Here is a 12,522-nt window from a genome sequence, read left to right as displayed (position 1 = left end):
ATGAGTCATTCAACCCACCATGCCGCCGAAGACCAATTGCGGCTGGCCAAGCGCGCCGAACTGCGGGTCGACCGCGAGCGCCAGGCCCAGTTGCAGGCGCTGATGCAGCCGCAGCCGCTGAAGTTCGTGCTCTGGTCGTTGCTGCACGTGCTGGTCTGGTGCGCGGCGGCGCTGTACATCCTGCTTGGCGACAACCCCTGGGGCCAGGCGCTGGCGGTGCTGGTACTGGGCAACCAGCTGCATGCCTTCACCGTGCTGCAACACGATTGCGGGCATGCCAGCGGCTTTCGTTCGGCGGCGCTGAACCTGTGGGTCGGGCGCTTCATGGCCTGGTTCATCCTGTTCCCGTTTTCCTCCTTCACCGAATGCCACAAGTACCATCACCGCTACCTGGGCGATCCGGACAAGGACCCCGACGACTGGAACTACACCGGCGGGGTGAAGTGGATGTTCCTGCGCATCGCTGTGTTCGTGCCGCGCTTCATCTACTTTTCCCTGGTGCGCTACGGCAAGGCGGTGCGCAATCGGGTGCTGCGCGAGCTGGCGTTCAATCTGCTGTCGATGGCGGCGATCGGCGCCTGGTGCTACAGCCAGGGGCTGATGCTGCAGTTCGTGCTGATCTTCATCGTGCCGCTGCTGTTGCTGGCGCTGGTGATCAACCCGATTTCCCGGGGCTACGAGCACTTCCCTATGGCCACCCTGGAGGTCGGCGACCCGGAGCGCCTGGATCTGGCGAAGAACACTGTGACCGTCAGCGACCGGCTGATCGGCCTGTTGTGGGCCAACATCAACTACCACGTCGAGCATCACATCTACCCCGGCGTGCCCTTCGTCAATCTGCCGCGGCTGGCGGCGCTGCTGGATAACAAACCCTACCTGCGCGACCGCTGGCTGCTGGCGCGGATGTTCGCGCGACGTCCGGTAACAACTTCCGCCGAACCTCGGCGAGCGGCGTGAGCTACATTTACAGCGCCCGAAGGAGCGCCACCCACCGAGGACTCACGGATGACCTGTATTTTCTGCCAGATCGCAGCCGGCGAATTGCCCAGTGCCCTGGTTTATCGCGACACCCACTGTATGGCCTTCATGGACGTACACCCACTGGGGCAGGGCCATGTGCTGCTGATCCCGCTGGCCCATGTGGAAAAACTCGAGCAACTGCCCACGGTCATCCGCCAGCACCTGTACCAGGTGTTCGATACCTTGCTGGCCGCCCAGCGTCGCGCCGGCTTCGGGGTGGAAGGCACGCACCTGATCGTCAACGACGGCAAGGCCACCAACCAGCACATCCCCCATGCCCACCTGCACCTGGTGCCGCGGCAAAGGGGCGATGGGCTGGGCTTCGGGATGCGCATGTTCATGCACTTCACCGGTGTGTTCGGCCGCCGCACGCCCCTGCAGACCCTGCGCCGCCAGGCCCTGGTGATCGCCGCCGAACTCGACCCACAGGCGCTGGAGAACCTGGCGCACCGGACCAGCAGGCTGCACGCCGAGTCGACCTAACCGCCCGGGCTGGCCAGCGGTCGGCCCTCGATCCACAGAGGTTTAAAATAAACAGTGCATGCGCTGCGGACGGTCACGCCCGGCGTTTGTGTCGCCAGGAGCCAGGAACATGAGTGCGCTACTTCAGGAGCAGGCCGATCCGGCGCGGGTCTATCGGGTATTGATCATTGGCGCCGGTTTCTCCGGCATCGGCATGGCGATCAACCTGCGCCAGCGCGGCGAGCAGGACTTCCTGATCCTCGAGCAGGAAGCCGGCGTCGGCGGCACTTGGTGGGTCAACCAGTACCCTGGGTGCGCCTGCGATATTCCCTCCCATCTCTATTCGTTTTCCTTCGAGCCCAACCCCGACTGGTCGCGACGCTTTTCCCCGCAGCCGGAGATCCGCGATTACCTCAGGCACTGCGCCGACAAGTATCAGGTGCTGCAACACTGCTGTTTCAACACCGCGGTCACCAGCCTGCGCTGGCTGGAAGAGCGCGCCCTGTGGCAGGTAACGGATGCCCGTGGCGGCGTGCGTTATGCCCAGGTGGTGGTGGCTGGAACCGGGGCCTTGTCGACCCCGGATTATCCCCGGCTACCGGGGCTTGAGCGCTTCAAGGGGCGGGTCTTTCACTCCCAGCAGTGGGACCACGACTACGCCCTGGCCGGCAAGCGGGTCGGGGTGATCGGCACCGGCGCCTCGGCGATCCAGTTCGTGCCGCGGATCCAGCCGCAGGTGGCCAGCCTGGCGGTGTTCCAGCGCACGCCGCCGTGGATCATCCCCAAGCCGGACCGGGCCTTTTCCACTGCCGCCCAGGGCCTGCTGCGGCGTTTTCCCGCGGTGCAGCGGCTGTTGCGCGGACTGATCTACACCGCCCATGAAACCCGGGTGTTCGGTTTCGTGTTCAACCCGCGGCTGATGGCCCTGCACAAATGGCTGGCGCTCAACCTGCTGCGGCGCCAGGTCAAGGACCCGGAACTGCGCCGGCGCCTGACCCCGGACTACGCCATCGGCTGCAAGCGCATCCTGCTGTCCAACGATTACTTCCCGGCCCTGGCCCAGGCCAATACTCGGCTGGTCACCAGCGGCATCCGCGAAGTCACCGAGGATGCGCTGATCACTGTCGACGGCCAGCGCCATGCCCTGGATGCGCTGATCTTCGGCACCGGCTTCAAGGCGCGCACGCCGTTCCCGGCGGGGATGATCCTCGGGCGCGGCGGGGTGGACATCATCGATACCTGGCAGCAGGGCAGCGAAGCCTACAAGGGCACCACGGTCAGCGGCTTTCCCAATCTGTTTCTGCTGATGGGGCCCAACACCGGCCTGGGGCACAACTCCATCGTCTACATGATCGAGTCGCAGATCGCCTACATCCTCGGCGCCCTGGACACTCTGCAACGCCTGGGCGTGACCAGCGTCGATGTCGACCCGCAGGCCCAGGCGCGCTTCAACCAGGGCCTGCGCCACAGGCTGCGCGGCGCGGTGTGGAGTGTCGGCAGTTGCCAGAGCTGGTACGTCGACCCTCACAGCGGGCGCAACGTCGTCCTGTGGCCGGGGTTCAGCTGGCAGTTCCGCCAGCAGACCCGTTATTTCGATGCCGAGGCCTATCGCCTCACATCCCATCCCCAAGGAGTAAAACCATGAGCCATCCGGGCAAGAGCGTGTTTCTGTTTGGTCTGTATATGTTGTTGCTGGGCGCCGCGCTGGTGCTGGCGCCCAACCTGCTGCTGCCGTTGTTCGGTTTCGCCCTGACCGACGAGGTGTGGATCCGGGTGATGGGCCAGCTGGCGCTGTACCTGGGGGTCTATTACGTCTGGGCCGGCTACACCGAGCGGCGCGAGTTCATGGCCATGACCGTGGCGATCCGCCTGTCGGTACCGGTGTTTTTTGCCGCCTTCGTCGCCGCCGGGTTGATATCGCCTGTGCTGTTGCTGCTGGCCTTGCCGGACCTGTGCAGCGCGCTCTGGACCTGGCGCGCGCTGAAAGCCCCGACGCCTTCCCGCCAGTCATTGGGTAACGCCTGAACCCTTCATTCTTGCGCTGACTCGCCCCGCCAACTAACCCTGGCGGGGTACTCCATTGAAGTAATTACCCTGCGGCTGCGCGCCCTCCATACTCGCCACCAGCCCTGGCGGGTGCCGCCCATGCGGCGTTCGGAGACCTGCCGACACTTCAAAGGATCCGCGATGAAGATTGAACTGATGCAACTGGCCGGCCGTGACGGCGACACGGCCTACAACCTCGAGCGGGTCCTGCGGGGCATTGCCGACTGTGACGGCGACATCGACCTGCTGGTATTCCCGGAAACCCAGATCAGCGGTTTCGCCAACCCGCAGCAACTGGCCGAGGTCGCCGAGCCATTGGACGGGCCGAGTATCCAGGCCGTGTTGCGGGCGGTGCGCGCCAAGGGTGTCGCGGTGGTGGTCGGCATCGCCGAAAAAGCCGCCGGCCATTACTACAACAGCTCGCTGCTGGTGACCCCCGAAGGGGTGGCGACGAGCTATCGCAAGACCCACCTGTGGCCCGACGAGCGTGGCCTGTTCCAACCCGGCGACCGTTACAACACCGTGCTGTGGCGGGGCGTGCGGGTCGGCCTGCTGATCTGCTACGACATCGAACTGCCGGAAAGCGCCCGCGCCCTCGGCCAACTGGGCGCCGAGCTGATCCTGGTGAGCAACGGCAACATGGACCCCTACGGCCCGGTGCACCGCACCGCGATCATGGCCCGTGCCCAGGAGAACCAGGCCTTCGCGGTGATGGTGAACCGGGTCGGCAACGGTACCGACGGTCTGGTGTTCGCCGGCGGCAGCGCGCTGGTCGATCCCTTCGGCCGGCTGCTGTTCGAGGCCGGCCGCGACGAGTGCCGGCAGGTGGTGGAACTCGACCTCGGGCAACTCAAGGCCGCTCGTCGCGATTACGACTATCTGCACGACCGGCGCCTGCAACTGTCCGGCGAATACGTCGAGCATGCCGATGGCCGTCGCGAGCTGTTGATTCCTTAAACCCCATCGCTGTTTTTCCGCCGCTTTCGGCCCTGCCATAACAATCCATAATCAGCAGGCGAGGCGCACGTCCCTTGGACGGGTGCCAACGCTCGGAGTCCTCAGATGAAAGCTATCCGCTGTTTGCCCCTGGCCCTGGCCGCACTGTTCGGTTTCGCTACGGCCCAGGCCGCCGAACCGAGCGTGCATTTCTACAACTGGTACGACTACATCGCCCCGGACACGCCCGTGCAGTTCCACAAGGAAACCGGCATCAGCGTGCTGCAGGACACCTTCGACAACAGCGACGTGATGCAAAGCAAGCTGATGGCCGGGCGCAGCGGCTATGACGTGGTGGTGGCCAGCAGCGACCTGCTGCCGAACCTGATCAAGGCCGGGGTGCTCCAGGAACTGGACCGCAGCCAGCTTGGCAACTGGTCGCACCTGGACCCCGAGATGCTGGCCAAGGTGCAGAGCAACGACCCCGGCAACCGCTTCGCCGCGCCCTACCTGTGGGGCACCACGGGCATCGGCTACGACGCCGACAAGGTCAAGGCGCTGCTTGGCGACCAGGCGCCGGTGGATTCCTTGGACCTGATCTTCAAGGAAGAGAACCTGGCCAAGCTCAGCCAGTGTGGGGTGGCCATGCTCGACTCTCCGAGCGAAATCATCCCCATCGCCTTGCATTACCTGGGCCTGCCCCACAACAGCCAGAACCCCGAGGACTACAAGAAGGCCGAGGCCTTGCTGCTCAAGGTCCGGCCGCATATCCGCTACTTCGATTCGTCGAAATTCATCACTGACCTGGCCAACGGCAACATCTGTGTGGTGCTGGGCTGGAGCGGCGGGGTGTTCGATGCCCAGGTCGCCTCGCAGAAGGCCAACAACGGCCGCCGTCTGGTCTACAGCATTCCCCGCGAAGGCGGGCCGGTGTGGGTGGAAAACCTGGTGCTGCTCAAGGATGCGCCGCATCCCCAGGACGGCCTGAAGTTCATCGACTACCTGCTGCGCCCGCAAGTGATTGCCCAGTCTTCCGACTACCTGGGCTACCCCAACGCCAACCGCGATGCCACGGCGCTGGTGGCCCAGAGGATCCGCGACAACCCTGGGGTCTATCCGTCCGCGGAGGTGATGGCCACGCTGTTTCCGCTGGAACCGCTGCCGCTGAAAATGGAACGGGTGCGTACCCGGGTGTGGAGCAAGGTCAAGACCGGGAGCTGACCCCGGGAAGGCCACTGCTGGCCGGAGAGAGGAGGGCGCTGCTGCGGTTTGCGCAAGCAGGAGCAGAACTGGCTACATCCGTGTAGCCAGTTCCGAAGGGTCGGTACTACGCATTGTTCAATGAAGCTCCTGAGCAAAGTCGCAGTGAGCCAGGCGGGATATCTCGATCATATCCACAACGGGTTCTTCATCGAACTCGAGCCCGCTGCCTGAGCGCCCTGTGTCGCTATTACTTGAGCGTTACATCGAGCATCGGCGGGATGTAACCGTAGTCGTACTCGGCCACCACGAACGTCTGCTGCCCTTTGATCTTGATCTCCACCGTCGGTGCTTCGGTACCGCCGATACGAGTCTGGGTGCCGCTTTCGTCGGTCGGTACGCTGTCGATAAAGGAGGTCACCAGGCCGTTGGGCATCACACAGTGCGAGTAGGTCTGGAACGGCTGGGAAGACGGGTTGCCCAGCACCAGGCCGGAACCGTTCAACGGCACGTAGGGACCGAACAGCGAATCGGCGACAAAACCGTACACCCCGTCCGGCCCGGTCACACCGTCGGCATAGGTGAAGGTGTGGCTGATGGTGAACAGGTAGTACTTGCCGTCCTGGAACACGAAGTGCGGGCGTTCGGTCTGGTCGTTGACGCCGACCGCGGTCAGCAGCGGCGGCAGCATTTCCCAGTCGTCGCCGTCTTCGTCGCGGGCCACGGCGATACCGACGCAGGCGGTCTGGAAACGGGAGTTGCCGACGTCTTCATGACCCGGCGGCACATCGCCGATTTCCGCTTTCCCGACCTTGTGCGAGCCGCGCTCGCCGGCCACGTTGCCTTCGAACAGCATGTACAGCTTGCCGTCGTTGGGGTCGCGGAACGGCCATGGATCGCGGAAGCCCCAGAAGGGGTTCTGCGCTTCGGTCTGGTACATCTTGCCGTCGGCCTCGAACAGCGGCTTGACCTTCTCGAAGCCGACCATGCTGACGCCATGCTCGGTCGTCACCACTCGGCCACGCACCTTGACGATGGTCGCGCCTGGAGTGACGGCGGTGTAATACAGGTCCACTTCACCCTGTTCGTTCAACAGGATCGGCGTGCCGGCCCATTCGCGAACCGTCGGCGAAACGCCTTCGGCCATCACCCGGCCACCCAGCTTCCAGTCCTTGCCGGTACGGGAAAACCAGTAGTACATCTTTGCCCGGCCGTGGCGGTCGTTCCAGTCGCGGGTGATGTCGTAGTTGCCGTTTTCGTCGATGTACTGCGGGTCGTTCGGATGACGATCCGCAGTCAGGGTGAAGATCACCGACCAGCCATCGACAGAGGTTATGTTTCCGTCCATGTCGCGCAGCGGCATGGTGTCCCAGATGAACACCTCGTTGCTCAATACTGGGAAATTCGCGCTGACCAGTGGCTGGGTCGTGGTGGGATCGTCCGCGTGAACTTTCAGCGCATCGGCCCGGGTCCAGAGGCTGGGTTGATGGGGTGTCTTGCCGAATTTTTCAGTGTTGCTTTTCATAGGTAATACCTCGTCCGTGAATGGATTCGCTTATCAAAAATACTGTATGTGCATACAGCAATTTCACCTTAAGCGAGCCGATTTTTCGGGTCAAGGGTAAATTTGCATTTATGCATGATTGCCGTTTTTGCTGTAGCTGATACGTTTCAGCTAGTTATATTTCCAGAAGTTTGTTTTTCGGCCTGATCAGCGACGATGCCAGCAAAATGCGCGCTTGGAACCGTTGGTCGGTCCGAGGGGCAGGGAAGGGGAAAGGAGGGAGGCGGAACCAGGTGAAGGGCGGGCGCCGAGCCTGGGCGGATCGGTCAATGCCGCCGAGCGCTGCGAACATTGTCGCTGTCATGGCGCGGACGTAGCCTGGGCCTTCGTCGCCTGAATCACTGCCAGCAGAGGGGATAGGTCAATGAAGGGAGCCATCGACGCATGGGCACAACCAGCCAACGGCCGGGCGCGGCAGTTGCTGCCGGAAGTGGCGCGGCTGTTCGAGAAGTCGGGTTCGGCGCACTTGCTGGACCAGCCGCTGAGCATCGAGCAGACCGTCGAGCTGATGGACCAGGCCGGGGTGGAGAAGCTGATGCTGGCGGCCTGGTGCCGGCCGGAGCGCTGGGTGTTCAGCAACGATGAAATCGCCGCCTACACCCGGGCTTATCCCGAGCGTTTCGTTGGCGTGGCCACGGTGGACCTGAGCCGGCCGATGGCGGCGCTGGCCGAGCTGCAGCGGGCAGTGGGCGAGCTGGGCTGCAAGGCCCTGCGCATCGTGCCCTGGCTGTGGAAACTGCCGCCCAACCATCGCCTGTACTACCCGCTGTACGCCAAGTGCGTGGAGCTGGGCATCCCCTTCTGCACCCAGGTCGGCCACACCGGCCCGCTGATGCCTTCGGAAACCGGGCGGCCAGTGCCTTATCTGGATGAAGTGGCGCTGGACTTCCCGGAACTGCAAATCGTCGCCGGGCACATCGGCCACCCCTGGACCGACGAGATGATTGGCCTGGCCTGGAAGCACGACAATATCTACATCGATACTTCGGCTTACCTGCCGGCTTACTACCCGCCGCAGTTGCTGCATTTCATGCGCACCTACGGGCAGGACAAGGTGCTGTTCGGCAGCAACTTCCCGCAGTTGCCGTTCGACAAATGCATGCGGCAGGTCCAGGCCCTGGAGCTGTCGGAGCCGGTGCGGGACAAGTTCCTGCATGGCAATGCGCGGCGGGTATTCGGCTTGTAGCGCAGCGCCTCAGGCGTGGTCCTGGTAGCGGCGTCGGCTGAAAAACAGCGAGCTGCCCATGGTCACCAGCGCCACGGCGGCCAGCCCGGTATCGATATCGCCCAACATGGGGGGCAAGAACAGTATCCACAGCAGCCCGGCGAGGCCCATGGCCAAGCCTGTCCATTTCCTCAGCGGGTAAGGCTTCATCCAGTAGTACAGCGGCATCAGCAGCAGGTATAGCAGTAGAAAGGGGATGTACTGCTTCATGAGTCTTGCTCGCCGCGGCTGAAAATCGCTGGGCTGGCGGCCGTGGGCCGCTCTCTGTAGCTGGGACACATCATGTTGCGCTTCCTTGTCGATGGCATGAGGCGCGCCAGTGTCCATGGAGAGCGGCTTTTGCGCAAACGCGCGGTGTTATGCCAACCGCGCCAGGCAGTCCTCCAGAATATCCAGCCCTTCTTCCAGCACCTGCGGTTCAATGGTCAGCGGCGCCAGCAGGCGGATGATGTGTCGCGACTTGCCGCTGGGCATCAACAGCAGGCCGGCGTCCCGCGCGGCGCTGAGCAGGGCGCTCAGTTGCTCCGGGGCCGGCGAGCCGTCGGCCTTGACCAGCTCGATGCCACGCATGGCGCCGACCCCGGTCAGGCGTCCGAGATAAGGCGTCAGGCGCTCGGCTTGCCAGCGCTGGTAGCGGCCGACGATGGCCTGTTCCTGGCGCTCGCCCCAGGTTTGCAGGTGGTGATCGCTCATCTCGTCCAGGGTCGCCAGGGCCGCCGCGCAGGCGATGGGGTTGCCGGAATAGGTGCCGCCCAGGCCGCCCTTGGGCAGGTTGTCCAGCAGCGCCTTGCGCCCGACCACCGCGCCCAGGGGCACACCGCCTCCAATGCTTTTGCCCAGCAGCACCAGGTCTGGTTCGATCCCCAGCCGGGTGAAGGCGAAGCGCTGGCCGGTGCGACCGAAGCCGGACTGGATTTCATCGGCGATCAGCAGGATGCCTTGCTCATCGCAAAAACGGCGCAGGGCGCGGGCGAACTCGACGTCCAGGGCCAGGAAACCAGCCTCGCCCTGCACCGGCTCGACGATGAAGCAGGCCACTTCGGCGACGTCGACCTCCACACTGAACAGCCGGTCCATGGCCTTCAGCGCCTCCTCGCAGGTCACGCCGTTGTCCGCGCTCGGGTAGGGCAGGTGATACACCGGACCGGGCAGCACACCGATCTTCTGCTTGTAGGGCGCGACCTTGCCATTGAGGTTGAGGGTGGCCAGGGTGCGGCCATGGAAACCGCCGTCGAAGGCGATCACCGCCGTGCGCCCGGTGGCCCCACGGACGATCTTCAAGGCGTTCTCCGCCGCCTCGGCACCGCTGTTGGTGAGCATGCCGCTGACCGGGTAACTCAAGGGCATGAAACGCGCCAGCCGCTCCATGAACTCGACATAGGGCCCGTGGGGCGCCGCGTTGAACGCGTAGTGGGTCAACCGGGTGGCCTGCTGCTGAATCGCCGCCACCACCCGCGGGTGACAATGCCCCAGATTGAGCACGCCAATACCGCCGACGAAATCGATGTGGCGCTTGCCATTCTCGTCCCACACCTCGGCATTCTTGCCATGGCTCAAGCGGATGGGGTGAACGATGGAAATCGACTGGCTGATGCTTTCGCTGCTCATGGGCTAAGGGCTCTGGCTACCTGGAACATGGCGGCTATCTAAGCCAAGAGCGAGGCCGCGTCGCAAACGAAATAAAGTGCGGGGGTCAGTATGAAAATTCTGGATGTTGGGGGGAGAGCAGTGTTTTGAATGCTCCTCTGGTCTGTTCAGGGACAGGAGACAAATGAACTCGACCGCTGGCTTGCTAAGCTAGATCCTTTGCCAAAAACGCGATGAGGTGGCTCGATGGCGCAAGGATCACTTTTCAAGAGCAGCGGTGGCCAGACTATTCACCTGCCCCAGGCCCTGACGTTTCCTGACGATGTCACGCAAGTGGAAATTATCGCCATAGGGCGTAGCCGGATCATCGCCCCGGTTGGAGAGGCTTGGGATAGCTGGTTCGATCAGGCTTCTGTGAGTGAGGACTTTATGATGGACAGGGGGCAGCCAACTGAACCAGAACACGTCTGAATGACTTCGTTGTTCAGTCTTCATCCGGCGCCAGCATCCGGGTTTTCGGCGCGCCATTGGCGTTGTGTTGGTAGATCTCCCGGGGCTGGCCTTGGTCGTTGAAGAACACCTGGCCAATGCCCGCCGAGTTCCACAGCCGTTCGCCGGCCTCGCGATGTTCGGGGCTGTAGGGCACCACTCGCATCAGCCGGCGGCGGGTGAACCAGTTCAAGGGGGAGCGCGGTGAATATAGCCAGCGATTGAGACGGTCGAACCATTCCAGCAGGGTCGCTGGGAATTCGTTCTTGATGCCGCTGCTGGTGATCTGCCAGATTTTCGGGCCGCCCTTGCGGTGGCGGATCAGCACTTCGTAGACGAAGGAATAATGCACATCGCCGGAGAGGATCACGTAGTTACCCGGGGTGCGCGAGTGGCGGAAGATATTGAGGATGACCTGGGCCGCGCCGCGGTGGGCCATCCAGTTTTCCGCGTCCACCAGCAGCGGGTGACCGCACCAGCTGAAGACCTTCTGCACCGTCTCGATCAGCTTGACGCCGAACACCGGCGCTGGGGAGACGATGATCGCCGACGGGTGATCCAGCAGTTCATGTTGCAGTTCGCTCAGGGCTTCCCAGTCGAGCAGGCCCGAGGGCTGCGCCAGGTTGAACTCGCTGCGCCAGCGCCGGGTGCGGGTGTCCAGCACCACCAGCGTCGGGGTGGTGGGCAGGGTGTATTGCCATTGCTGGAAACGCAGCAACTCGTCGATCAAGGTGTCCTGGGTGGCGCTGTCCAGGTAGAGCGCATCGCCTTGGGCCTCGGCGCTCAGGGCGCGGGTGTGTTGCAGCGGCGTGGCGAAGGCATCCGGGTTGTTGCCCCAACCCTGGCACAGCATGTAGGCGATCAGCGCATTGCCGATGATGCGTTTGGAAAACGGGTGGCCGTAGGCGGTTTCTTCCCACTGGGCGCTGAGGTTCCAGTCATCGGTGATGTCGTGGTCGTCGAAGATCATCAGGCTTGGCAGGTGGGCGAATACCCGCGCCACACCACCCAGGCCTTTGGCGAAAGCCTCGATCCGCAGTTGCTCGCGCTGGTAGCGCTGTTGCTCCTTGGCAGCGAGCTGTGGCGGTCGCGGATCGATCAGACCCCAGGGCACCGGTGACCAGACCAGCAGGTACATGGCCATGACCTCGGCGAAGGTCACCAAATGATTGTCGGCACTGCTGCTGGTGAAGATTGGCTTTTTCACCCCGCCGAAGAAACGCTCGCGCAGGGTCTCGTTGCTTTTCAGCGCCGGCAGCAATTCGGCGCGTTGGTAATAGCTGGCGCGGTGCCGGTAAAGCGCGGCGCTGTCGCTTACCACCGCGCCTTCCAGATGCTCGCCGAACAAACCCAGGCGCTCGATCAATGCATGAATCGCCCGCAGCATCGGCCCGGCTACGTCGTCGGCGTAGACCTGGTCGCCGGTCATTAGCAAAAGGGCAGGGCGTTGCAGCGGATCGGGTGTTTCCGCCAGCAGGCGATCGACACAGAGCAAACCCTCGTCCGCCGAATGATGGGGCTTGCGGCACGAGCCGTGGACCAATTGCTGGATGCGGCTGTGTAGGACGAAATCCGGCTGGCGTTTTTGCCCATAAAGCAGATGCGGCGCCCACTCGGCCATGCCTGAACGGGAGCCATCGGCATTGGCGATCAGCACGTCGTAGTCGATGGGCACATCGCAGGGGAGAGCATTGTCCAGCGGCAGGTCGATCAGGTGGATAAAGGCGTGTTGGCCTACCGGGATCACCTGGCACTGCTCGGCGGTGAGCGGGTAGTCACGGCTTTTCGCCTCGCTGCTTGCCTGCAAACGCAACGTTAGCTCCAGCGCACGGGAACCCACCAGCCACAACACCAGCCGCGTGGGTTCCAGGCGGCGTAGCAGGGGGCCGGCCAGCACAGGGGGAGACGTGAGTGTCGCTGGAGGCGCTGATTGCATGCGTTAAGGTTTCGGAAAAAATTGAGTCGGGATCATATAGCGGAGGATGTAGAAGTT

Annotated in this window: 12 protein-coding genes; 8 read left to right on the top strand and 4 right to left on the bottom strand. The window is 63.4% G+C overall.

The features are described from left to right. From C4K38_RS26115 to C4K38_RS26090, 6 genes are all read left to right on the top strand, one after another. On the top strand, positions 1–957 hold the full coding sequence (locus C4K38_RS26115; RefSeq protein WP_053280769.1) for a fatty acid desaturase family protein: 957 nt from the start codon (positions 1–3) through the stop codon (positions 955–957). Between the two features lie 48 nt (positions 958–1,005). Next, positions 1,006–1,503: an HIT family protein gene (locus C4K38_RS26110; protein WP_053280768.1), complete on the top strand. Its 498-nt coding sequence runs from the start codon at positions 1,006–1,008 to the stop codon at positions 1,501–1,503. A 109-nt stretch (positions 1,504–1,612) separates the two neighbouring features. Continuing rightward, positions 1,613–3,127, top strand: a complete 1,515-nt coding sequence (locus C4K38_RS26105; protein ID WP_053280767.1) for a flavin-containing monooxygenase — start codon at positions 1,613–1,615, stop codon at positions 3,125–3,127. Then, complete coding sequence (locus C4K38_RS26100; RefSeq protein WP_053280766.1) at positions 3,124–3,507, top strand: hypothetical protein; 384 nt, start codon at positions 3,124–3,126, stop codon at positions 3,505–3,507. The genes C4K38_RS26105 and C4K38_RS26100 overlap by 4 nt, the downstream gene beginning before the upstream one ends. Before the next feature lie 162 nt (positions 3,508–3,669). Then, on the top strand, positions 3,670–4,485 hold the full coding sequence (locus C4K38_RS26095; RefSeq protein WP_053280765.1) for a carbon-nitrogen hydrolase family protein: 816 nt from the start codon (positions 3,670–3,672) through the stop codon (positions 4,483–4,485). Between the two features lie 105 nt (positions 4,486–4,590). Then, positions 4,591–5,685 carry a polyamine ABC transporter substrate-binding protein gene (locus tag C4K38_RS26090; protein WP_053280764.1) on the top strand — a complete coding sequence of 365 codons (1,095 nt, stop codon included), beginning with the start codon at positions 4,591–4,593 and terminating at the stop codon, positions 5,683–5,685. A 229-nt stretch (positions 5,686–5,914) separates the two neighbouring features. Here the strand turns inward: C4K38_RS26090 and C4K38_RS26085 are convergent, their stop codons facing one another. Beyond that, on the bottom strand, positions 5,915–7,189 hold the full coding sequence (locus tag C4K38_RS26085; RefSeq protein WP_053280763.1) for a glycoside hydrolase family 68 protein: 1,275 nt from the start codon (positions 7,187–7,189) through the stop codon (positions 5,915–5,917). Positions 7,190–7,592: 403 nt separating this feature from the next. Here C4K38_RS26085 and C4K38_RS26080 point away from each other — a divergent pair, with 403 nt between their 5' ends. Beyond that, entirely contained in the window at positions 7,593–8,414 is an 822-nt protein-coding gene (locus tag C4K38_RS26080) for an amidohydrolase family protein (protein WP_053280762.1), read from the top strand. Positions 8,415–8,423: 9 nt separating this feature from the next. On the opposite strand, the gene C4K38_RS26075 is transcribed toward C4K38_RS26080, so the two are convergent. Further along, positions 8,424–8,663 carry a hypothetical protein gene (locus C4K38_RS26075; protein WP_023967206.1) on the bottom strand — a complete coding sequence of 80 codons (240 nt, stop codon included), beginning with the start codon at positions 8,661–8,663 and terminating at the stop codon, positions 8,424–8,426. Positions 8,664–8,810: 147 nt separating this feature from the next. Then, positions 8,811–10,061 (bottom strand): 2-aminoadipate transaminase, encoded by a 1,251-nt coding sequence (locus C4K38_RS26070; RefSeq protein ID WP_053280761.1) that lies wholly within the window; start codon positions 10,059–10,061, stop codon positions 8,811–8,813. A 225-nt stretch (positions 10,062–10,286) separates the two neighbouring features. Between C4K38_RS26070 and vapB the strand changes: the two genes are divergently transcribed. Then, positions 10,287–10,511, top strand: coding sequence for a type II toxin-antitoxin system VapB family antitoxin (gene vapB / locus C4K38_RS32660; RefSeq protein ID WP_053280760.1), 225 nt, complete (start codon positions 10,287–10,289; stop codon positions 10,509–10,511). A gap of 13 nt (positions 10,512–10,524) precedes the next feature. Here the strand turns inward: vapB and C4K38_RS26060 are convergent, their stop codons facing one another. After that, positions 10,525–12,465, bottom strand: coding sequence for an alkaline phosphatase D family protein (locus C4K38_RS26060; protein ID WP_053280759.1), 1,941 nt, complete (start codon positions 12,463–12,465; stop codon positions 10,525–10,527). Between the last annotated feature and the right edge of the window lie 57 nt (positions 12,466–12,522).

This window comes from Pseudomonas chlororaphis subsp. piscium, from assembly GCF_003850345.1.
In the GTDB taxonomy this organism is placed as follows: Bacteria; Pseudomonadota; Gammaproteobacteria; order Pseudomonadales; family Pseudomonadaceae; genus Aquipseudomonas; species Aquipseudomonas piscium.
This window is presented reverse-complemented; position numbering and strand designations above follow the sequence as displayed.

Bases quoted from the DNA above. Each gene is read 5' to 3' on its own strand.
- vapB (WP_053280760.1), top strand. From the start codon at position 10,287: ATGGCGCAAGGATCACTTTTCAAGAGCAGCGGTGGCCAGACTATTCAC.
- C4K38_RS26090 (WP_053280764.1), top strand. From the start codon at position 4,591: ATGAAAGCTATCCGCTGTTTGCCCCTGGCCCTGGCCGCACTGTTCGGT.
- C4K38_RS26080 (WP_053280762.1), top strand. From the start codon at position 7,593: ATGAAGGGAGCCATCGACGCATGGGCACAACCAGCCAACGGCCGGGCG.
- C4K38_RS26110 (WP_053280768.1), top strand. From the start codon at position 1,006: ATGACCTGTATTTTCTGCCAGATCGCAGCCGGCGAATTGCCCAGTGCC.
- C4K38_RS26100 (WP_053280766.1), top strand. From the start codon at position 3,124: ATGAGCCATCCGGGCAAGAGCGTGTTTCTGTTTGGTCTGTATATGTTG.
- C4K38_RS26060 (WP_053280759.1), bottom strand. From the start codon at position 12,465: ATGCAATCAGCGCCTCCAGCGACACTCACGTCTCCCCCTGTGCTGGCC.
- C4K38_RS26095 (WP_053280765.1), top strand. From the start codon at position 3,670: ATGAAGATTGAACTGATGCAACTGGCCGGCCGTGACGGCGACACGGCC.
- C4K38_RS26070 (WP_053280761.1), bottom strand. From the start codon at position 10,061: ATGAGCAGCGAAAGCATCAGCCAGTCGATTTCCATCGTTCACCCCATC.
- C4K38_RS26085 (WP_053280763.1), bottom strand. From the start codon at position 7,189: ATGAAAAGCAACACTGAAAAATTCGGCAAGACACCCCATCAACCCAGC.
- C4K38_RS26105 (WP_053280767.1), top strand. From the start codon at position 1,613: ATGAGTGCGCTACTTCAGGAGCAGGCCGATCCGGCGCGGGTCTATCGG.
- C4K38_RS26115 (WP_053280769.1), top strand. From the start codon at position 1: ATGAGTCATTCAACCCACCATGCCGCCGAAGACCAATTGCGGCTGGCC.
- C4K38_RS26075 (WP_023967206.1), bottom strand. From the start codon at position 8,663: ATGAAGCAGTACATCCCCTTTCTACTGCTATACCTGCTGCTGATGCCG.